The 21,748-nt window shown below is 62.2% G+C and carries 19 protein-coding genes; 18 read left to right on the plus strand and 1 reads right to left on the minus strand.

Translation table 11 applies throughout. The annotated features are described in order from the left end of the window. The first annotated feature begins 56 nt into the window (after positions 1-56). From BLS41_RS03455 to BLS41_RS03535, 17 genes are all read left to right on the plus strand, one after another. A complete protein-coding gene (locus tag BLS41_RS03455; protein WP_074762977.1) occupies positions 57-470 on the plus strand; it encodes a gamma-butyrobetaine hydroxylase family protein in 414 nt (137 codons plus the stop codon). 67 nt (positions 471-537) lie between these two features. Continuing rightward, positions 538-1,269: a bifunctional demethylmenaquinone methyltransferase/2-methoxy-6-polyprenyl-1,4-benzoquinol methylase UbiE gene (gene ubiE / locus BLS41_RS03460; protein ID WP_074762979.1), complete on the plus strand. Its 732-nt coding sequence runs from the start codon at positions 538-540 to the stop codon at positions 1,267-1,269. Between the two features lie 38 nt (positions 1,270-1,307). Then, the gene (locus BLS41_RS03465; RefSeq protein ID WP_074762980.1) at positions 1,308-2,300 is read left to right on the plus strand and encodes a Tim44 domain-containing protein; all 993 of its coding nucleotides are present in this window, start codon (positions 1,308-1,310) and stop codon (positions 2,298-2,300) included. A gap of 153 nt (positions 2,301-2,453) precedes the next feature. Continuing rightward, positions 2,454-3,098, plus strand: a complete 645-nt coding sequence (locus BLS41_RS03470; protein ID WP_074762982.1) for a ubiquinone biosynthesis accessory factor UbiJ — start codon at positions 2,454-2,456, stop codon at positions 3,096-3,098. A 15-nt stretch (positions 3,099-3,113) separates the two neighbouring features. Then, positions 3,114-4,691, plus strand: a complete 1,578-nt coding sequence (ubiB, locus tag BLS41_RS03475; protein WP_074762983.1) for a ubiquinone biosynthesis regulatory protein kinase UbiB — start codon at positions 3,114-3,116, stop codon at positions 4,689-4,691. Positions 4,692-4,867: 176 nt separating this feature from the next. Next, a complete protein-coding gene (locus BLS41_RS03480; protein ID WP_074762985.1) occupies positions 4,868-5,491 on the plus strand; it encodes a class I SAM-dependent methyltransferase in 624 nt (207 codons plus the stop codon). A 208-nt stretch (positions 5,492-5,699) separates the two neighbouring features. After that, on the plus strand, positions 5,700-6,113 hold the full coding sequence (locus tag BLS41_RS03485) for an FmdB family zinc ribbon protein (protein ID WP_074762987.1): 414 nt from the start codon (positions 5,700-5,702) through the stop codon (positions 6,111-6,113). Positions 6,114-6,186: 73 nt separating this feature from the next. Then, complete coding sequence (locus BLS41_RS03490; protein ID WP_074762989.1) at positions 6,187-6,840, plus strand: DUF502 domain-containing protein; 654 nt, start codon at positions 6,187-6,189, stop codon at positions 6,838-6,840. Between the two features lie 87 nt (positions 6,841-6,927). After that, entirely contained in the window at positions 6,928-8,727 is a 1,800-nt protein-coding gene (aspS, locus tag BLS41_RS03495; RefSeq protein WP_074762990.1) for an aspartate--tRNA ligase, read from the plus strand. Positions 8,728-8,920: 193 nt separating this feature from the next. Further along, on the plus strand, positions 8,921-9,424 hold the full coding sequence (gene nudB, locus BLS41_RS03500; protein ID WP_074762992.1) for a dihydroneopterin triphosphate diphosphatase: 504 nt from the start codon (positions 8,921-8,923) through the stop codon (positions 9,422-9,424). Then, positions 9,421-10,680 carry a cardiolipin synthase ClsB gene (clsB, locus tag BLS41_RS03505; RefSeq protein WP_074762994.1) on the plus strand — a complete coding sequence of 420 codons (1,260 nt, stop codon included), beginning with the start codon at positions 9,421-9,423 and terminating at the stop codon, positions 10,678-10,680. The genes nudB and clsB overlap by 4 nt, the downstream gene beginning before the upstream one ends. A 274-nt stretch (positions 10,681-10,954) precedes the next feature. Next, the gene (locus BLS41_RS03510; RefSeq protein ID WP_074762996.1) at positions 10,955-12,532 is read left to right on the plus strand and encodes a tetratricopeptide repeat protein; all 1,578 of its coding nucleotides are present in this window, start codon (positions 10,955-10,957) and stop codon (positions 12,530-12,532) included. A 249-nt stretch (positions 12,533-12,781) separates the two neighbouring features. Next, positions 12,782-13,381: a TetR/AcrR family transcriptional regulator gene (locus tag BLS41_RS03515; RefSeq protein ID WP_074762998.1), complete on the plus strand. Its 600-nt coding sequence runs from the start codon at positions 12,782-12,784 to the stop codon at positions 13,379-13,381. 101 nt (positions 13,382-13,482) lie between these two features. Then, positions 13,483-15,270: an acyl-CoA dehydrogenase C-terminal domain-containing protein gene (locus BLS41_RS03520; RefSeq protein ID WP_074762999.1), complete on the plus strand. Its 1,788-nt coding sequence runs from the start codon at positions 13,483-13,485 to the stop codon at positions 15,268-15,270. Between the two features lie 145 nt (positions 15,271-15,415). Next, entirely contained in the window at positions 15,416-17,851 is a 2,436-nt protein-coding gene (locus tag BLS41_RS03525) for a 3-hydroxyacyl-CoA dehydrogenase/enoyl-CoA hydratase family protein (protein WP_074763001.1), read from the plus strand. A gap of 136 nt (positions 17,852-17,987) precedes the next feature. Beyond that, the gene (locus BLS41_RS03530; protein ID WP_074763003.1) at positions 17,988-19,187 is read left to right on the plus strand and encodes an acetyl-CoA C-acyltransferase; all 1,200 of its coding nucleotides are present in this window, start codon (positions 17,988-17,990) and stop codon (positions 19,185-19,187) included. Positions 19,188-19,318: 131 nt separating this feature from the next. Continuing rightward, the gene (locus BLS41_RS03535) at positions 19,319-20,089 is read left to right on the plus strand and encodes an enoyl-CoA hydratase (RefSeq protein ID WP_074763005.1); all 771 of its coding nucleotides are present in this window, start codon (positions 19,319-19,321) and stop codon (positions 20,087-20,089) included. A gap of 60 nt (positions 20,090-20,149) precedes the next feature. Here BLS41_RS03535 and fdhD read toward each other — a convergent pair whose 3' ends face one another. Then, complete coding sequence (gene fdhD, locus BLS41_RS03540) at positions 20,150-20,986, minus strand: formate dehydrogenase accessory sulfurtransferase FdhD (RefSeq protein WP_074763006.1); 837 nt, start codon at positions 20,984-20,986, stop codon at positions 20,150-20,152. A 130-nt stretch (positions 20,987-21,116) separates the two neighbouring features. Between fdhD and BLS41_RS03545 the strand changes: the two genes are divergently transcribed. Beyond that, positions 21,117-21,593, plus strand: coding sequence for a nitrate reductase associated protein (locus BLS41_RS03545; protein WP_074763008.1), 477 nt, complete (start codon positions 21,117-21,119; stop codon positions 21,591-21,593). The last annotated feature ends 155 nt before the right edge of the window (positions 21,594-21,748 follow it).

A 21,748-nucleotide genomic window follows, 5' to 3' on the forward strand; every position in this document is an offset into this window, starting at 1 on the left:
GTGGCGGAAGTGGCGAAAAAACTGCCGCGGCCCGGCAATTTCTTACGAGGCTCATCATGAGCGGATTGACCCCTCAGACTCCAGTACCGACCGGAATGGTCGTGCATTCGAAATCGCGCGTACTCGAATTGCAGTATGCGAACGGCGAATCATATCGGCTGCCGTTCGAACTGCTGCGTGTTTATTCGCCGTCGGCGGAAGTGCAGGGCCATGGCCCGGGCCAGGAAACTTTGCAAACCGGTAAGCGGGAAGTGACGATCACGATGATCGAAGGCGTCGGCAACTACGCCGTTCAGCCGACTTTCTCGGACGGGCACGCTTCTGGCATCTATTCGTGGGACCTTCTGCACGACATGGCCCTGCGGCAGGACGAACTCTGGCGCGATTATCTCGCCAGGCTTGAGGCGGCCGGTGTCGACCGCGATACGCCGATGGTGCCAACTGGCGCTGCGCACGGGCACTGTCACTGATACGATTCGCCCCGAACGCCGCACTGACGCGGCGCAACATTTCAGAATACGCGAAAGGACGAGCGCGATGAGCAAAACCCACTTCGGCTTTCAATCGGTCGACGAACAGGACAAGGCGCAAAAGGTGGCGGGCGTATTCCACTCGGTCGCCTCCAACTACGACTTGATGAACGACCTGATGTCGGGCGGATTGCACCGGGCGTGGAAGATGTTCACGATCGCCCAGGCTAACGTGCGGCCGGGCTTCAAGGTGCTCGACATCGCCGGGGGCACGGGCGATCTGTCGAAAGCCTTCGCGAAACGCGCGGGCGAAACCGGCGAGGTCTGGCATACCGACATCAACGAATCGATGCTGCGCGTGGGCCGCGACCGTCTGCTGGACAAGGGCGTGATCACCCCGGCGCTGCTGTGCGACGCCGAGAAAATTCCCTTCCCGGACAACTACTTCGATGTGGTGACCGTGGCATTCGGCCTGCGCAACATGACGCACAAGGATGTCGCGCTTGCGGAAATGCGTCGCGTGCTGAAGCCAGCCGGGCGTCTGCTGGTGCTGGAATTTTCGAAGGTGTGGGATCCGCTCAAAAAGGTCTACGACGTCTATTCTTTTAAGGTGTTGCCGTGGCTCGGCGAACGCTTTGCGAAAGACGCCGAGAGCTACCAGTACCTCGCGGAATCGATTCGTATGCATCCGGATCAGGAAACTTTAAAAACAATGATGGAACAAGCAGGTCTCGACGGCGTCAAATATTACAATTTGTCAGCTGGCGTGGTAGCTTTACATGTGGGGACCAAATACTAGGGTTCCTAACCCATCGATTTTTAAAGGAAAGTACGAAAATGTCCGATTCAAATGTGTTATCTCCCCGTAAGGTTGGGCGCTCGCTGGTGAGAAGAATCGGACTGATCGCGGTGGTCGGTCTGATCATGGCCGGCTCGCTCGCTTCGCTCGATGCGGAAGCGCGCCGCATGGGCGGTGGCCGTAGTCTCGGCCGTCAGTCGAATACCGTTCAGCAGCAACAGTCGGCGCCGTCGCAGCCTTCCCAAAGCAATCAGGCCATGCAGCAGCGTGCGCAGCCATCTACTACACCGACTCCGCCCGCCGCGCCTAACCGTTCGCGCTGGCTCGGGCCGATCGCGGGTCTTGCCGCCGGTCTCGGTATCGCCGCGCTGCTGTCGCACTTTGGTATGGGCGAAGCGTTCGCCGGCATGATGGCGAACGTCATCATTCTTGCGGTGATCGCGATGGTCGTGATCTGGCTGATCCGCCGCTTTACGGGCCGCAAGCGCGATTCGGCGCAACCGGCTTACGCGGGCGCGTCGCCCTCGCTGAATGCGGGCAACACCGGCTATAAGCCGATGGAACCGCGCTACAGCGCGCCGCCGTCGGGCTCGTACCTCGAACCGCAAGGCAATCCGCTGACCACGCCGTCCATCAATCCGATGCCCGTCGTGCCGGCCGGCTTCGATTCCGAGGCGTTCCTGCGCAACGCGAAGGTGTATTTCGTGCGCTTGCAAGCCGCATGGGACGTCGGCAACGTGGAAGACATCCGCGAATTCACTACGCCGGAAATGTTCGCCGAAGTGCGTGTCGATCTGGCTTCGCGTGGTTCGGAATCCAATCAGACGGACGTGGTTCAACTGAACGCCGAGTTGCTGGGCGTCGAAGAACGCGCGACCGAATACTTCGCGAGCGTGCGCTTCTCCGGCCTGATTCGAGAAGCGCCGGGTGCGGCGGCTGAGCCGTTCGTCGAGGTCTGGAATCTGTCGAAGGCGAACCGCGCTGGCGAAGGCTGGCTGCTTGCGGGCATCCAGCAGGTGGCGCAGCACTGAGCCGTCGGCGAGGCAACGCACAGGTGGCGCGCGTTGCCCTGACCGGATACCCAACGTTGGCCGTTCGGCTGAGCAAGCCGCGAAGCGAACGGACGTTACAATAGGAACCCGCGCGAGCACCTCGTTCGCGCGGGTTTTTTCTTGCCACTTTCGATGACCCTCGCCGCCAAGCCCTTCGCTGCTGCTGTCAATCATCTGCTCGCCCGCGAATCGTGGGCTCGTGAGCGCCTCGTCCCTTATGCGGGCAAGACTGCCCGGCTGTCGTGTCCACCGGTCGTGCTGACGCTGCTCGTACAGCCGGACGGCTATCTGGGCGCGGTTTCCGAATCCGATACGCACCAGTACGACGTGACCATCTCGGTGGCGTCGGACGCGTTGCCGGCCTTTGTGCAAGGCGGCCAGGCCGCCGTGATGAAGCACGTGAAGTTAGAGGGCGACGCCGAGTTCGCCACCGTGATCGCGAAGCTCGCCGAGCATTTGCGCTGGGAGCCGGAAGAAGACCTGTCGAAGCTGATCGGCGACGGTCCGGCATGGCGGGTTGCGTCGGTCGTGCGAACGGTCGGCGAACATGTGCAACGCACCGGTCGCAATCTGCTCGACACGGCCGCCGAATATCTGCTCGACGAGAATCCGCAACTGGTGCGGCGTACCGCGCTTGAAGATTTCAACGTCGAACTGGCCCGCGCGCGCGATGCATTGGCGCGCGTGGAAAAACGCATCGAGCGTCTTGAACAGAAGGTCGAAGCCCGCGGCGCAGATGCGCCGGGCGGCGCCGCCACGTCGCGCGGCACGCGCTAGTCACCGGGCACTACTATGCGTTTTCTGCGTTTCCTCAAGATTTTTTTCACGGTCATCCGGTTCGGTCTCGACGAGATGATGCTGAGCCGCGTCAACGACCGGCGCGTGCGTTTGCTGCTGCGTATCACCACCATCGGCCGAAAGTTTGACGCGCCCCCGGGCGTGCGTTTGCGGCTCGCGCTCGAAAGCCTCGGCCCGATCTTCGTCAAGTTTGGCCAGGTGTTGTCTACGCGGCGCGATCTGTTGCCAGTGGATATCGCCAACGAACTGGCGAAGCTTCAGGACCAGGTTCCGCCGTTCGATTCGGCGGTGGCAATCGGGCTGGTCGAGAAGTCGCTCGGCGCTCCCGTCGACGTGTTATTCGACGACTTCGAGCGTGTGCCGGTGGCGAGCGCGTCGATCGCGCAGGTCCACTTCGCGAAGGTGAAGGCCGGCCAGCACGCGGGTAAGGCGGTCGCGGTTAAGGTGCTGCGCCCGAACATGCTGCCCGTGATCGACTCTGACCTTGCGTTGCTGCGCGACATCGCCGTGTGGGCCGAGCGGTTGTGGGCCGACGGCAAGCGACTGAAACCGCGCGAAGTGGTCGCCGAATTCGACAAATATCTGCACGACGAACTCGACCTGATGCGCGAGGCCGCCAACGGTAGCCAGTTGCGGCGTAACTTTGCCGGGCTCGATCTGCTGCTGGTGCCGGAAATGTATTGGGAGTTCTGCACGCCCACGGTGCTGGTGATGGAGCGCATGGTCGGCGTGCCGATCAGCCAGGTCGAGACGCTGCGCGCGGCGGGCGTCGACATTCCGAAACTGGCGCGCGAAGGCGTCGAGATTTTCTTTACCCAGGTGTTCCGCGACGGCTTTTTTCACGCCGATATGCACCCGGGCAACATTCAGGTGAGTCTCGATCCGGCGCATTTCGGCCGCTATATTGCGCTGGATTTCGGCATCATCGGCGCGTTGTCTGACTTCGATAAGAACTATCTCGCGCAGAACTTCCTCGCGTTCTTCAAGCGCGACTATCACCGCGTCGCCACGTTGCATCTGGAGTCGGGCTGGGTGCCGCCCACCACCCGCGTCGAAGAACTCGAGAGCGCGATTCGCGCGGTGTGCGAGCCGTATTTCGATCGCGCGCTGAAGGATATTTCGTTGGGGCAGGTGCTGATGCGGCTGTTCTCGACGTCGCGCCGCTTCAACGTCGAAATTCAGCCGCAACTCGTGCTGCTGCAAAAAACCATGTTGAACGTGGAAGGCCTAGGGCGCTCGCTCGATCCTGAACTGGATCTGTGGAAAACGGCCAAGCCTTATCTCGAACGCTGGATGAACGAGCAGATCGGCCTGCGCGGCTGGTACGAGCGTCTGAAGATCGAAGCGCCGCAGTGGAGCAAGACGCTGCCGCAGTTGCCGCGCCTGATTCATCACGTGCTGGCGGAGCGTCACGACAACACGCGCGGCGCGAACGACGAGATGATTCGCCAGATTCTGCTCGAGCAGAAACGCACCAACCGGTTGCTGCAAGGCTTGCTGATGTTCGGTGTGGCGGTCGGTGTTGGGGCGGTGCTGGCGCGGGTGGTGCTGGCGCTGGCTTATGGCGGTTGATCGACGGCTTTTGATTTCAGCGTCCGAATCCTGCGATCGATTTTCGCATCTGACGCAGGCGCCTGATTTCACGTCCGACGCGGGATCGCATTTCCGGCAAGTGAGCCGGTGGCGGATTACCGCGTCCATTCCGGCACCCCAATCCGGCGATTGACGGCAAAACTGCGAGGCTTTCCATGAGCGACCCGACCCGCGCTTCCGCGCCTGACTTTGCGACCCGCGATCCCAACTCCCCAGCTTTCTGGGACGAGCGTTTCGAGCGCGGATTCATGCCGTGGGATCAGGCTGGAGTGCAATCGGCATTCCGCTCGTTCGCCGAGCGCCACAGCGGCGCACCCGTGTTGATTCCGGGATGCGGCAGCGCCTACGAAGCGGTCCTGCTCGCCGGACAAGGCAACCCCGTCCGGGCAATCGACTTCTCGCCGGCCGCCGTCGCGGCGGCGCAACAGCAGTTGGGCGAGCAACATGCGAACCTGGTGGAGCAGGCGGATTTCTTCACCTACGAGCCGCCTTTCACGCTCGCGTGGATTTACGAGCGCGCGTTTCTCTGCGCATTGCCGCTGGCTCGCCGCACCGACTACGCGCAACGGATGGCCGATTTGTTGCCCGCCGGCGCGTTGCTCGCGGGTTTCTATTTCATCGGCGCGACGCCCAAGGGGCCGCCGTTCGGGATCGAGCGCGCGGAGCTGGACGCGTTGCTCACACCGTACTTCGAGTTGATCGAAGACGAAGCGGTGAACGACTCGATCGCCGTTTTTGCAGGACGTGAGCGCTGGCTCACCTGGCGTCGTCGCGGATAGGAGCACAGGTGAGCACCGCCGGGCACGAGCGCAAGCGCCAAAGTGCCGTCGCCCGAGAATCTGCACTTGATTCACACACAGCCGCCCCAATTTGCGTGAACGGCGGCTGCGTCGACCATTGGTTCCTGAATTCCGGGGAACCCATAGTGTTTGCGGCTATAATTCAAGGCTTTGCAAGCGTTTACAAGATTTCAGTAGGGAAAAGATCATGCCGATCTACGCTTATCGTTGCGAGTCATGCGGTTTCGGGAAGGACGTGCTTCAGAAGATGAGCGACCCCCAGTTGACGCAGTGTCCCGAGTGCGGGAAAGACACCTTTCGCAAGCAGGTCACTGCTGCCGGTTTCCAGTTGAAGGGCTCCGGCTGGTATGTAACCGATTTCCGCGGCGGCAATGGCGGCACCAGCGCGCCAGCCAAGCCCGACGCAAATGGCGGTTCGAACGGCGCAAATGCCGGTTCGGGCGAGAATGCAGCGGCTGCCAATAACGGCGCCGCGAAATCCGACACGGGCTCGGCGAGCAGCACGGCCGCAACCGGTTCCTCGAGCGCAGCCGCAACGCCGGCCGCATCTGCTGCCGCACCGGCCGCTTCGGCGAGTTCGAGCGGTTCCGGCAGCGCCTAGTGGGACTGCCGCCTTCAGGCGGCGCACACACAGCGCGTAGAGCTTCGGCTCGCGCGGCTTTCTGGCGGTACACATGACGACGAAAAAAACGACGCTCAAATCGGTGTTCCTGACTGGCCTGCTGGTGCTGGTGCCTCTGGCTATCACACTGTGGGTGCTCGGTCTGATCATCGGCACGATGGACCAGACGCTGTTGCTGCTGCCCACTTCGTGGCAGCCGGAACGGGCTATCGGCTATCGGCTGCCCGGGCTCGGCGCCGTGCTCACGCTGGCGTTTATCTTTGTCGTCGGGCTGTTGACGCAGAACTTCATTGGGCAGAAGCTCGTGAAGTGGTGGGAATTGCTGGTCGCTCACATTCCGGTGGTCGGCCCGATCTACACCAGCGTCAAACAGGTGTCCGACACCTTGCTGTCGAGCAGCGGCAACGCGTTCCGCAAAGCGCTGCTGATCGAATACCCGCGCCGCGGCTCCTATACGATTGCGTTTCTGACCGGCATTCCGGGCGGCGACGTGGTCAACCACCTGAAAGAAGATTACGTCAGCGTGTATGTGCCGACTACGCCGAACCCAACGTCCGGCTTCTTCCTGATGGTGCCCAAGAGCGAAGTGATCGAACTCGACATGACAGTCGACGCCGCGCTCAAGTACATCGTCTCGATGGGCGTCGTGGCGCCGTCCGCGCCTCCGGCGCCGGTGCGCCGCACGACAGTCGAGCCTCCGCTGTAATGCCGGCGCGCAAGTTTCACGCAGTGTTTCACCGGGTGTTTCACTGCAGCGCGCCGATCAACCAATGCATAACGAAAGACAAACATCATGTCGATGAGAACTGAATACTGCGGTCTGGTGACCGAAGAACGTCTGGGCCAAACCGTCTCGCTGTGCGGCTGGGTGAGCCGCCGCCGCGACCATGGCGGCGTCATCTTCATCGACCTGCGCGATCGTGAAGGCCTCGTTCAGGTCGTCTGCGACCCCGACCGCGCAGAAATGTTCAAGGCCGCCGAAGGCGTGCGCAACGAGTTCTGCCTGCAGATCAAGGGTGTCGTGCGCAGCCGTCCGGAAGGCACGACCAACGCCGCATTGAAGAGCGGCAAGATCGAAGTGCTGTGCCACGAACTGATCGTGCTGAACGCATCGGTCACGCCGCCGTTCCAGCTCGACGACGACAACCTGTCGGAAACCACGCGCCTCACGCATCGTGTGCTCGACCTGCGCCGTCCGCAGATGCAGCACAACCTGCGTCTGCGTTACCGCGTGTCGATCGAAGCGCGTAAGTACCTCGACTCGCTCGGCTTCATCGACATCGAAACGCCGATGCTGACCAAGAGCACGCCGGAAGGCGCGCGCGACTACCTCGTGCCGTCGCGTACGAACCCGGGTCAGTTCTTCGCGCTGCCGCAGTCGCCGCAACTGTTCAAGCAGTTGCTGATGGTCGCGAACTTCGATCGCTACTACCAGATCGTCAAGTGCTTCCGTGACGAAGACCTGCGCGCCGACCGTCAGCCGGAATTCACGCAGATCGACTGCGAAACCTCGTTTCTGTCGGAACAGGAAATTCGCGATCTGTTCGAAGACATGATTCGTCACGTGTTCAAGGAAACGATCGGCGTTTCGCTGGACGAAAAATTCCCGGTCATGCTGTATTCGGAAGCGATGCGCCGCTTCGGTTCGGATAAGCCCGACCTGCGCGTGAAGCTCGAATTCACTGACCTGACCGACGCGGTCAAGGACGTCGACTTCAAGGTGTTCAGCACGCCGGCCAACACGAAAGACGGCCGCGTCGCGGCCATCCGCGTGCCGAAGGGCGGCGAGCTGTCGCGTGGCGATATCGACAGCTACACGGAATTCGTGCGCATCTACGGCGCGAAGGGTCTCGCGTGGATCAAGGTCAACGAAGTGGCGAAGGGCCGTGACGGTCTGCAAAGCCCGATCGTCAAGAACCTGCACGACGAAGCGGTCAAGGCGATCATCGAGCGCACCGGCGCGCAAGACGGCGATATCATTTTCTTCGCGGCAGATCGCGCGAAGGTGGTGAACGACAGCCTCGGCGCACTGCGTCTGAAGATCGGTCATTCGGAGTTCGGCAAGGCCAACGGTCTGGTCGAAACCGGCTGGAAGCCGCTGTGGGTGATCGACTTCCCGATGTTCGAATACGACGAGGAAGACAACCGCTACGTGGCCGCGCATCACCCGTTCACGAGCCCGAAGGACGAGCACCTCGAGTATCTGGAAACGGACCCGGCGCGCTGCCTCGCGAAGGCCTACGACATGGTGCTGAACGGCTGGGAAATCGGCGGTGGTTCGGTGCGTATTCACCGTGAAGAAGTGCAGAGCAAGGTGTTCCGTGCGCTCAAGATCAACGCGGAAGAAGCGCAGGCCAAGTTCGGCTTCCTGCTCGACGCGCTGCAATACGGCGCGCCGCCGCACGGTGGTATCGCGTTTGGTCTGGACCGCATCGTCACGATGATGGCCGGCGCCGACTCGATCCGCGACGTGATCGCGTTCCCGAAGACGCAACGCGCACAGTGTCTGCTGACGCAGGCGCCGAGCGAAGTCGACGAGCGTCAGTTGCGCGAGTTGCACATCCGCGTGCGTACGCCGGAACCGAAGGCGTAATGGCTTGAATTCACTGGCTTCATGCCATTGACTGCTGTCTTAAAACGACAGCAAAGCACCCGAAAAAGGCGCAGGAGGAAACTCCCGGCGCCTTTTTCTTTTTTTGCGTTACAGTCGAAGCAACTGCTTTCGAGCGTTTATTCGACCCTCCGCCGACATGTACCGCGCATAGGTTGCGCCCAGCTTTTACACCATGCCGAAACCGCCGAAAATTCCACAATCTGTCCTCGTCGTTATTCATACGCCCGCGCTCGACGTGCTGCTGATCGAGCGCGCCGACCATCCGGGGTTCTGGCAGTCGGTGACCGGCTCAAAAGATGCGCTCGATGAACCGCTCGCCGAAACGGCGGCGCGCGAAGTCGCCGAAGAAACGGGCATTGTGGTGGGCAGCGGTCTCGTACCGCCGGGCGCGTTGTTCGACTGGCAATATTCGATCGAATACGAGATCTATCCGGAGTTCCGGCATCGCTATGCCGAAGGCGTGATCCATAACACCGAACACTGGTTCAGCGTGCAGGTGCCGGAGCAACTCGAGGTGACGCTCGCACCGCGCGAGCACACCGCGTTTATGTGGCTGCCTTATGAAGAGGCGGCGTCGCGCTGCTTTTCATCGTCGAATGCGGATGCGATTCTGCAGTTGCCCAAGCGACTCGGCGCGCGTCTGTCTGGCGGGTTTTCCGCGGAGCGCAGCCGGTGAGCTCGGGCGGCGCAGGCCGTTTTGCCCGTTTGCGTCATGCGCTGCTCGGCCGCCGTTACTGGCAACGTTATCGCTTCACCAGCGACAACGATGTCAAGCTGCTGCGTTCCGGCGACGAGTTTTTCAGCGCGCTGATCGAACGGATCGACGAAGCGCAGCACGACGTCGTACTCGAAACCTACATCTTCTGCTACGACAAGGCCGGGCAAGCGGTGAGCGCGGCGTTGCTGCGCGCGGCCTCGCGCGGCGTGAAAGTGCGCGTGATTACCGACGGCATCGGCACCGCGCGTTTGACGATGTTCAACGAATGGCCGCTGGCCGGCATCGACCATCGCATTTACAACCCGCATCTGTTTGGACGTTTCGGATTTTCGCGCACGCATCGCAAGCTCGCGGTGGTCGACGACCAGTTTGCGTATTGCGGCGGCATCAATATCGTCGACGACTACGAGAACAACGGCGAGACGCTGCCGTTCCGGCGCTGGGATTTCGCGGTCGAGTTGCATGGGCCGGTGGTCGCCGACGTGCGGCAGGCGTTCGAGGTGCAGTGGCGACGGATCCGGCTCGGGCATCGGCCGATCGAGTCGCTGGAACCGGATCTCGGCACGCAGACGTCGGCATCGCTCGGCAGTTTGCGTCGTCGTCGCCGGCGCCGTAACGAGGAGTTGTGGGCGGGCGGTCAGCCGTGCGTCGCGTTTGTCGCGCGGGACAACCTGATCAACCGTCGCGCGATCGAAAAGGCGTATCTCGCCGCGATTGGCCAGGCGCGTCATGAGGTGCTGCTCGCCAATCCGTATTTCATGCCGGGGCGCAAACTGCGGCGCGCGCTGGTGTTCGCGGCGCGGCGCGGGGTGGTGGTGAAGCTGATCATCGGGCGCAAGGAATTCAAGGCGCTGGATTACGCGGTGCCGTTCCTGTATCACGCGTTGCTGCGGGCCGGCGTGCAGATCGCCGAGTATGAGAAGACGCTGCTGCACGGCAAGGTCGCGGTCGTGGATTCGAACTGGGGGACGGTCGGCTCGTCGAACCTGGATGCGTTGAGCCTGATGCTCAACAACGAGGCGAACGTGGTGCTCGTGAACGACCCGGCGATCGACGGTTTGCGCGACGCGATCCTCGGCGCATTCAAGGACTCGCGACGGATCGACGAAGCGCGATACGAAGCGCGGCCGGCGGGCGAGCGGGCGCTGAACTGGGTTGCTTATACGACCTACCGCGTGGCGATGAAGCTGTTGACGGTTGGCGGGTACGACTAGCAGAGGGCGGAGCTTTACGAGCCGATTTCCGCACGACGGCGAAATCACACAAAGGCCAATACCTACGTCGGGAACACGGTCAAGCCTTTCCCAACATCATTGCAGACCTTTCCTAAAGGTCCTTTCCCAACCCCAAACCATAATCACCGCTCGCCAGGGGTCGAGCGTCCGGCACAACGACCTCTCCACATCAAGCAGCGTTTGCCGGTGGCACTGCATCGCGCACCGTGAGCGCCGCAGCGAACCGGCCTGTCATGGAGGCTCGTCCGTTCATATGCCCGCTCATCCCCGCGTTCCATCCGACAACAGCAGCACATCGACTCTCCACGAGCAGGCCATCGCCGCGTATCAGGCCGGTCAGCACGACACCGTCCAGGCGCTCGCTGGGCAAATCCTGACGCTGGATAGCCAGCATACCGGCGCGATGCATCTGAATGGCCTGCTGGCGCTTGCCGCCGACCAGCCGCAACTTGCGCAGGCCTGGCTCGATCGGGCCATCCAGATCGGCCCGGAACCGATCCTGTACAACACGCTCTACGCCATCCACCTCAAATTGGGCGATCACGCCGGCGCCATCGGAAGCTTGCGCAAAGGACTCGCGCTACAACCGGATTTCGTCGCCCTCCACTACAACCTGGCGTTGACGCTGCAACATCTCGACTGTCCTGAAGACGCCGCGATCAGTTACCGTCGGACGCTCGAACTCGATCCCGATCACTCCGCCGCGCACAACAACCTCGGCCGCGTCTTCGCGGACCTGGGCGATACGCAAAAAGCCGAGCATCACTACCGCCGCGCGCTCGAACTCGCGCCGGCGAATCTCGTCGCGCGAAACAACCTCGCGATGGTGCTGCTCGCCACCGGCCGTTATCAGGAAGCGTGGCCTTATTTCGAGGACCGCTGGGTCAGCTTCCGTCACGCCGACGGAAGCCCCGCGCGTGTGCCTTTTCAGGCGCCGCTGCCGAGGTGGTTGAGTGACACGCGGTCCACGATCAGTGAAGCCGGGACCAAGCGTATTCCCGGCGAACGCCTGCTGGTACTCGACGAGCAAGGCTACGGCGACAGTCTGCAATTCGTGCGTTACCTGCCGATCGCGCTCGAACGCTTTGCGCTGGTCGGCTATGTGTGCCCACCGCCGCTGCGTCGTCTGTACGAAGAGTCGTTGTGTTTGCGCTGGCCCGGCCTCGTGCTGCTCGACGAAACGCCGTCCGGTCCGGGCAACTGGGACCAATACTGCCCGCTGATGTCCTTGCCGATGGCATTCGACACGCAACTCGCGACCATCCCCGCGAATACGCCTTACCTCTACGCAGATTCCGCGCGTGCCGCCGCCTGGCGTTCACGGCTCGACGCGTTGCCGGATTCGCATATGCCGCGCGTCGGCGTGGTGTGGGCGGGCGGCCATTCGGGCATCGCGGTGGACCGGCGGCGCAGCCTCGCGGCCGCTCAAATCGCGCCGCTGCTCGCGCTGAATCAGATTCACTGGATCAGCCTGCAAAAGACCGACGATCCCGCCAAGCTCGCTGATCCGGCCAGCCACGCGCGTCTCACGGACTGGACCGCCGACCTCGCCGATTTCGCAGATACCGCCGCGCTGATCGCGAACCTCGATCTGGTAGTTTCCGTCGATACGTCGGTCGCGCACCTCGCCGCGGCCATGGGCAAACCGGTCTGGCTGCTCAACCGTTTCGCGGGTTGCTGGCGCTGGCTGCGAGGCCGCGACGACAGTCCGTGGTATCCCAGCCTGCGTCTTTTCACGCAAACCCAGCGCGGCAACTGGGACGAGGTGCTAACACGGGTAGGCGCGTCACTCCAGCAGCGTTTTCCCCAGCAAAACCCACGCCCCTTCTAGATTCCAACTCGCTGCTGCATCATGTCAGCCGGCAGCGACAATCCGTCAAAACAGATTGGCCGATCTGCAACAATTGTCTAACGACAAAGGCCTCTAAAAAATCTGATTCCTCTGATTGACGGATGTCGCAAAATTGGGACTCGGTTAGAAACCGGTTTCTAATAAAGTCCTTGTTTCGCGGACGGCAGCACTCAATAATAGTACGGCCGTTCGATTTTCTTTCGGTCTCATTAGAACGGTAAAACAGCTATGCGAAAAGGCGAACAAACACGAGTCGCGATTCTTGAAGCGGCACTCGATCTGGCAAGCCGCGACGGACTGGAAGGTCTGACGATCGGCCTGCTGGCCGAGCGCATGCAGATGAGCAAGAGTGGTGTGTTCGCGCATTTCGGGTCGCGCGAAGATTTGCAGGTCGAAGTCGTGCGCGAATATCACCGTCGTTTTGAAGAAGAGGTGTTTTTCCCGAGTTTGCGCGAGCCTCGTGGCTTGCCGCGTTTGCGCGCCATGATTTCACGCTGGATCGAGAAACGCATTCAGGAAGTGACCACTGGGTGCATCTATATCAGCGGCGCGGTCGAATACGACGACCGTGCAGACAGCCAGGTGCGTGAGCAACTGGTGTCGAGCGTGACGATCTGGCGAGCGGCGCTCAATCGCGCGATTTCGCAGGCAATGGAAGAAGGGCATCTGCGCGCCGACACCGATCCGCAGTTGATGCTGTTCGAACTGTATAGCTTCACGCTCGGTCTGCATCATGACGCACGTTTCCTGCACTTGCCGGACGCCGTGCGCCTCACGTGGGCCGCGCTGGAAAAATTGATTGTTTCGTATCAAAGCGAAAGCCGTTAGCAGCGTCGTCGGGAACCTACACGGATTCGGCGGCATAGAAAGTTCCGATCCACGGACTCAGCTAACAGCCTGGCTTCTTGTCAAACTTGGGAGAGAGAGTCATGGGACAGTACGCCGCGCCGCTGCGCGACATGCAATTCGTGTTGCACGAACTGCTTAACGTCGAAGCCGAAATCAAGCAGATGCCAAAGCACGCTGATCTCGACGCCGACACGATCAACGCCGTGCTCGAAGAAGCTGGCAAGTTCTGCTCCGAAGTGCTGTTCCCGCTCAACCATAGCGGTGACCAGGAAGGCTGCACGTACGTCGGCGACGGCGTCGTGACCACGCCGAAGGGCTTCAAGGAAGCGTATCAGCAGTATGTGGAAGCCGGCTGGCCCGCCTTGGGCTGCGACCCGGAATACGGTGGCCAGGGCCTGCCCGCATTCGTCAACAACGCGCTGTACGAGATGCTGAACTCGGCCAACCAGGCGTGGACGATGTACCCCGGTTTGTCGCACGGCGCGTACGAATGTCTGCACGCGCACGGCACGCCCGAGTTGCAGAAAGCGTATCTGCCGAAGCTGGTGGCGGGTGTCTGGACCGGCACGATGTGTCTGACCGAGCCGCATTGCGGCACCGACCTCGGCATCCTGCGCACCAAGGCCGAACCGAATAGCGACGGCTCGTACGCGATCAGCGGCACGAAGATTTTCATCTCCAGCGGCGAACACGATCTCGCTGAAAATATCGTTCACCTGGTGCTCGCGCGTCTGCCGGGCGCACCGAACGGTACGAAGGGCATTTCGCTGTTCATCGTGCCGAAGTTCGTCCCGAACGAAGCGGGCGAGCCGGGCGAGCGCAACGGCGTGAAGTGCGGTTCCATCGAACACAAGATGGGCATTCACGGCAACGCAACCTGCGTGATCAATCTCGACAACGCGAAGGGCTGGCTCGTCGGCGAGCCGAACAAGGGCCTCAACGCGATGTTCGTGATGATGAATGCCGCGCGTCTGGGCGTCGGCATGCAGAGCCTGGGTCTGACGGAAGTCGCGTATCAGAACTCGCTCACGTACGCGAAAGAGCGTCTGCAAATGCGTTCGCTGACCGGCCCGAAGGCACCGGAAAAAGCCGCCGATCCGATCATCGTGCACCCCGACGTGCGCCGCATGCTGCTCACGCAAAAGGCCTATGCCGAAGGCGCGCGCGCGTTCTCGTACTGGTCCGCGCTGCATATCGACAAAGAGTTGTCGCACGCCGACGAATCGGCGCGTAAGGAAGCCGCCGACCTCGTCGCGCTGCTCACGCCGATCCTGAAAGCGTTCCTGTCGGACAACGCGTTCGAAGGCACCAATCACGCGATGCAGATTTACGGCGGCCACGGCTTCATCGCCGAGTGGGGCATGGAGCAGTACGTGCGCGACGCGCGTATCAACATGATCTACGAAGGCACCAACGCGATTCAGGCGCTCGACCTGCTGGGCCGCAAGATCCTCGGCGACATGGGCGCGAAGATGAAGAAGTTCGGCAAGCTGGTGACGGATTTCGTCGAAGCTGAAGGCATCAAGCCGGAAATGCAGGAGTTCGTGAACCCGCTCGCGGACATCGGCGACAAGGTGCAGAAGCTGACGATGGAAATCGGCATGAAGGCCATGCAGAACCCGGACGAAGTCGGCGCCGCTGCCGTGCCGTATCTGCGTACCGTTGGCCATCTCGTTTTCTCGTACTTCTGGGCCCGCATGGCACGCATCGCGCTGGACAAGGAAGCATCGGGCGATCCGTTCTACAAGGCGAAGCTCGCCACCGCACGTTTCTACTTCGCGAAGCTGCTGCCGGAAACGGCAATGACGATCCGTCAGGCACGCGCGGGTTCGAAGTCGATGATGGACGTCGAAGAGTCGCTGTTCTAAGCGAACGCACAACATCGAGGCAGACGCCGCGCGCGACAAAGCGGCGGCGTCTGGTTTCAGTCAGCCTCAAAGCCAGCCTCAAGACACACATCGCGAAGCGTTCAAGAAGCTTCGCGACATCCGCATAACTCCCCGGAGGAACGACGTGAGCAATCTGATCATTCGCAAGGTAGCCGTGCTCGGCGCCGGCGTGATGGGCGCGCAGATCGCCGCGCACCTGATCAACGCCAAGGTGCCCGTACTGCTGTTCGATCTGCCCGCTAAAGAAGGCCCGAAGAACGCGATCGCGCTGAAGGCGATCGAGAATCTGAAGAAGCTGTCGCCCGCGCCGTTCGGCGTGAAGGACGACGCGCAATACATCCAGCCCGCCAATTACGACGACGACATCGCGAAGCTCGCCGAGTGCGACGTCGTGATCGAAGCGATCGCCGAACGGATGGACTGGAAGCACGACCTGTACAAGAAGGTCGCGCCGCACCTCGCACCGAACGCGATTTTCGCGACCAACACGTCGGGTCTGTCGATCACGGCGCTGTCCGAAGGTTTCCCGGATGAACTGAAGGCGCGCTTTTGCGGCGTGCACTTCTTCAATCCGCCGCGCTACATGCATCTGGTCGAACTGATCCCGACCGCGACGACGCGCCCCGAGATTCTCGATCAGCTCGAATCGTTCCTGACGAGCGTGGTCGGCAAGGGCGTCGTGCGTGCAAAAGACACGCCGAACTTCATCGCTAACCGTGTCGGTATTTTCTCGATCCTCGCCGTCATTACCGAAGCCGCGAAGTTTGGTCTGCGTTTCGACGAAGTGGACGACCTGACCGGCTCGCGTCTGGGTCGCGCGAAATCGGCGACGTTCCGTACCGCCGACGTGGTCGGTCTCGACACGATGGCGCACGTCATCAAGACGATGCAGGACACGCTGAAGGACGACCCGTTCTTCCCGGTCTACGAAACGCCGGCTGTGCTGGCCGAACTGGTGAAGAAGGGCGCGCTCGGTCAGAAGACCGGCGGTGGCTTCTACAAGAAGGAAGGCAAGGCGATCAAGGTGCTCGACCCGAAGACGGGCGAGTACGTCGATGGCGGCGCGAAGGCGGACGAGCTGGTTGGCCGCATCCTGAAACGTCCGGCGGCAGAGCGTCTGAAGCTGCTGCGCGAATCGGAGCATCCGCAGGCGCAGTTCCTGTGGGCGATTTTCCGCGACGTGTATCACTACATCGGCGTGCATCTGGAATCGATCGCCGACAACGCGCGTGACGTCGATCTGGCTATCCGCTGGGGCTTCGGCTGGAACGAAGGTCCGTTCGAAGGCTGGCAGACGGCGGGCTGGAAGCAGGTCGCGGAATGGGTGCAGGAAGACATCGCGGCGGGCAAGGCGCTGTCGAACGTGCCGTTGCCGTCGTGGGTGCTCGAAGGCGTGGTCGCCGAGAAGGGCGGCGTGCATACGAACGAAGGTTCGTGGTCACCCGCTTCGAAGTCGTTCGTGCCGCGCTCGTCGCTGTCCGTCTACGACAAACAGGTGTTCCGCGCGCCGCTGGTCGGCGAGACGTCGGCCGATCCGAAAACCTACGGCAAGACGCTGTTCGAAACCGACGCCGTGCGTGCATGGGTCGACGATCGCGCGGGCGAGAACGACGTGCTGATCGTGTCGTTCAAAAGCAAGATGAACACGATCGGACCGTCGGTGATCGACGGTCTGACGCAAGCCATCGAACTGGCCGAGAAGGATTACAAGGGCCTCGTCGTGTGGCAGCCGACTTCGCTGAAGCTCGGCACGCCGGGCGGTCCGTTCTCGGCAGGCGCCAACCTCGAAGAGGCGATGCCCGCGTTCATGATGGGCGGCGCTAAGGGCATCGAGCCGTTCGTGAAGAAGTTCCAGCAAGGCATGTTGCGCGTGAAGTACGCAAGCGTGCCGGTGATCTCGGCAGTGTCGGGCATTGCGCTCGGCGGCGGCTGCGAACTGGCGTTGCATAGCGCGAAGCGGGTCGCGCACATCGAGAGCTATATGGGTCTCGTCGAAGTCGGCGTGGGTCTGGTGCCGGCGGGCGGCGGTCTGAAGGAAGCGGCGCTGCGCGCAGCGGAAGCCGCGACGCAAGTCGGCGCGACGACCGATCTGCTGAAGTTCGTGCAGAAGTCGTTTGAGAATGCAGCGATGGCGAAGGTGTCGGCTTCCGCACTCGACGCGCGCACGATGGGTTATCTGAAGCCGTCGGACACGATCGTGTTCAACGTGTTCGAACTGCTCGACGTCGCGAAGAAGGAAGCGCGTGCGCTGACCGCGGCGGGTTACCGTCCGCCGCTGCGCGTGACGCAGGTGCCGGTGGCTGGCCGCTCGGCGATTTCGACGATCAAGGCGTCGCTCGTGAACATGCGCGATGGCCGCTTCATCAGCGAGCACGATTACCTGATCGCCGGCCGGATCGCGGAAGCAGTGTGCGGCGGCGATGTGGAAGCGGGCAGCCTCGTCGACGAAGAATGGCTGCTGCAACTGGAGCGTCGTGCGTTTGTCGATCTGCTGGGTACGCAGAAGACGCAGGAACGGATCATGGGCATGCTGCAGACCGGCAAGCCGGTACGTAACTAAAGCGCGGAACGAACGCGATAAAACTGCATGGGGTGGGAGTAAGCGCTAAAGCGCTAACTCCCACCGACCGCGAAAAGACTGCATGGGGTGGGAATAAGCGCTAAAGCGCTAACTCCCACCGACAAAGGAGCCAAACATGGCAAAGCAATTGCAAGATGCATACATCGTCGCCGCGAGCCGTACGCCGATCGGCAAGGCGCCGCGCGGGATGTTCAAGAACACGCGCCCCGACGAACTGCTGGTGCACGCAATCAAATCGGCCGTCGCACAAGTGCCGGGCCTCGACACCAAAGTGATCGAAGACGCGATCATCGGCTGCGCGATTCCGGAAGCGGAACAAGGCCTGAACGTCGCGCGCATGGGCGCGCTGCTCGCCGGCCTGCCGAACACGGTCGGCGGCGTCACGGTCAACCGTTTCTGCGCATCGGGCCTCACGGCGCTCGCCATGGCCGCTGACCGCATCCGCGTCGGCGAGTCGGACGCGATGATCGCCGGCGGCTGCGAATCGATGAGCATGGTGCCGATGATGGGCAACAAGCCGTCGCTGTCGCCGCATATTTTCGATCGCAATGAAGACGTGGGCATCGCGTACGGCATGGGCCTGACGGCCGAGAAAGTCGCCGAGCGCTGGAAGATCAGCCGCGAAGCACAAGACGCGTTCTCGGTCGAATCGCACCGCCGCGCCATCGCCGCGCAGCAAGCGGGCGAGTTCAACGACGAAATCGCCGCGTACACGATCACCGAACGCTTCCCCGACCTCGCCACCGGCGAAGTCCGCGTGAAGACGCGCGAAGTGTCGCTCGACGAAGGCCCGCGCGCGGAAACGACGCTCGAAGGCCTCGCCAAGCTTCGCACGGTGTTCGCGAACAAGGGCTCGGTCACGGCGGGCAACAGCTCGCAGACGTCGGACGGCGCGGGCGCGCTGATCGTCGTGTCGGAGAAGATGCTGAAGGAATTCAACCTGACGCCGCTCGCACGTTTCGTCAGCTTCGCCGTGCGCGGCGTGCCGCCGGAAATCATGGGCATTGGTCCCAAGGAAGCGATTCCGGCTGCGTTGAAGGCCGCCGGTCTGAAGCTGGACGACCTCGACTGGATCGAACTGAACGAAGCATTCGCTGCGCAATCGCTGGCGGTGATTCAGGACCTCGGTCTCGATCCGTCGAAGATCAACCCGCTGGGCGGTGCGATCGCTCTCGGCCACCCGCTCGGCGCGACGGGCGCGATTCGTGCGTCGACGGTGGTGCACGGTCTGCGTCGCCGTAACTACAAGTACGGCATGGTGACGATGTGCGTCGGCACGGGCATGGGCGCGGCGGGCATTATCGAGCGTCTGTAATTGTTCACCCCAGGTTCTCGCCATCACGAGTGACGAACCCGATGAACGGTTCGCAGGCTGCCAGGCTTGCGAACCGTTTTTACATTTGCATCCACAGGAATTCCCAGCAGGACTACGAGGAGATGAAGGAGATGACGATGGATATCCTGGTCGAGCGCGCCGACGGCGTGTTGACGATTGCCTTCAACCGGCCCGGCAAGAAAAACGCGATCACGGCCGCGATGTACCAGACGATGGCCGACGCGATGGTCGAAGCGCACGGCGACGCGTCGGTGCGCGCGATCCTGATTCGCGGCAGCGCAGGCATTTTCAGCGCGGGCAACGATCTCGAAGATTTCATGAAGACGCCGCCGATGGGCGAGAACGCACCCGTGTTCCAGTTCCTGCGCGCGCTCGTGTCGGCGGAAAAACCGGTGGTGGCGGCGGTCGCGGGTCCGGCTGTGGGCATCGGCACGACCTTGCTGCTGCATTGCGATCTCGTCTACGCGGGCGACAACGCGAGTTTTTCGCTGCCGTTCACGCAACTCGGACTGTGCCCCGAAGCGGCGTCGAGCCTGCTGTTGCAGCGGGTCGGCGGTTATCAGGCGGCGGCGGAAAAATTGCTGCTCGGCGAAGCATTCGATGCCGCCGAAGCGCAGCGCATGGGCTTCGTGAATCGCGTGTTGCCGGCCGGCGAGGTCGATGCGTTTGCCGCTTCGCAGGCTGCGAAGCTCGCAGCGCTGCCCGCGTCGTCGTTGCGCGTGACGAAGAGTCTGATGAAGCGCGCCAGCCAGCAGGAATTGCAGACGCAGATGTCGGAAGAAGCCGTGCATTTCGGCAAGATGCTGCTCGCGCCGGAAGCGCGCGAGGCGTTCAAGGCGTTCTTCGAGAAGCGCAAGCCGGATTTCCGGCAATTCGACTGATCGATTGGATGGCCAGGAGCGTCCGGTTCTGCGCTGGACGCTTCGCTTCAACGCTTCATTTCACCGCTGCGGCTGCAAGGTGTCGTAGTCGACGTAGCCGTTTTCGCGGCAGAAGCTCACCAGCCGCACGCCCGCGTTGCGGGCAATCGTAATCGCCAGCGACGACGGCGCCGAAATCGTCGCGACCATCGGCACATCGACGCGCGCAGCCTTGCGCACCAGCTCATAACTCGCGCGGCTCGACAGAAACACGAAGCCGTCGCGCGTATCCTCACGATCGAGCACGAGCTGGCCGATCAGCTTGTCGAGCGCATTATGACGGCCGACATCCTCGAACGCGTAACGGATCGCGCCTGACGCGTCGCACCATGCCGCCGCGTGCAGGCCACCGGTGAGTTTGGTCAGCGCCTGATGCGCGGGCAGTTCACGCGCGGCGCGTGCAATCGCATCGGGTGCGAGCCGCTGCAAAAAGCCGGTGTCGGGCACCCGCTCCGGTTTCAGATCCAGCAGATCGATACTTTCGATGCCGCACACGCCGCAGCCCGTGCGCCCCGCGAGCGCCCGGCGCTTCTCCTTCAGCGCGACGAAAGCCTGCTGCACCACCTGCAAGTGCACTTCGGCGTGCGGCAATTCTCCGTCGTCGTGTAATTCGACTTCAATATCCTGAATGTCGCTGCCGCGTTCGACGATCCCTTCCGAGATCGCGAAACCTACCGCGAACGCTTCCAGATCGCGCGGCGTGCACATCATCACCGCATGCGAAATGCCGTTGAAGACGAGCGCGACCGGCCATTCCTGGCCGACGTGATCGGTGACGGATTCGACCGCCGCGCCGCGATGCCGGTGCACCTGGCGCTCCACTGCGCCGGGTTGTCCGGCGGTGTCCAGTTCGTTCAAGCTGCTTTACTCCTTTGGATGCCGCACGCGCGCAGGCGGTTGCCGTAGCGGGCCGCCGTCGCGCGAATAAGGTTCTAAAATACCTCAAGCTGGGCTTGCACGCTGCCCGCCATCCACGAGGAATACTGTCATGGGACTCAACGAAGCGCCGCTTCTGTTCAACTTCGAGGTCGAGTCTTCGGAGAATTTCACTTATATCCCGATGTCGGTGCGTTTCAATCTCGACCGCTTCGGGCTGCGTATTTCGCTGGATCAGTGGCAGTCGCTGCCGCTCGAAGACCGTAAGCTGCTGGCGCGTTTTCCCGTCGACGAAGACGCGCAGATCGAGCCGAATTTCGATCATGCGCTGTTCGAAATGCTGCGCACCCACGCGAATGTCGAGCCGGACTGGTTCACGCCGGAGGAGTCGCCCGCGTGGCGCCGCACCGACAGCGTGCCGGACGGTGTGACGCGGCAGGCGGAACTGGCGGGGCTGGCGAGTCCGAGCGTCGACCGCTGGGCGGAGCTGGAGCCGTTCAAGCGCTACGTGCTGGCGAAGCTGTCGCGCAAGCCGGAGGCCAACCACGACTTCATCCCGGCGATGAAGGAGTTTGGCGCGGCGGAGTAAGCGGGGCCGTTCAGTCAGCATCGCCAGATATTGGCGCTTAAGCCGCCAGTCCGCAGATATCGCCGCGGTCGTCTAAACCTGACCGACTGTTTCGCGCTGTCGTCTGCCGGTCACGGAGCGTGCTTCGACATCTCGTGCAGCCTGCCGACGCATTC

The organism is Paraburkholderia fungorum, assembly GCF_900099835.1.
Taxonomy (GTDB): domain Bacteria; phylum Pseudomonadota; class Gammaproteobacteria; order Burkholderiales; family Burkholderiaceae; genus Paraburkholderia; species Paraburkholderia fungorum_A.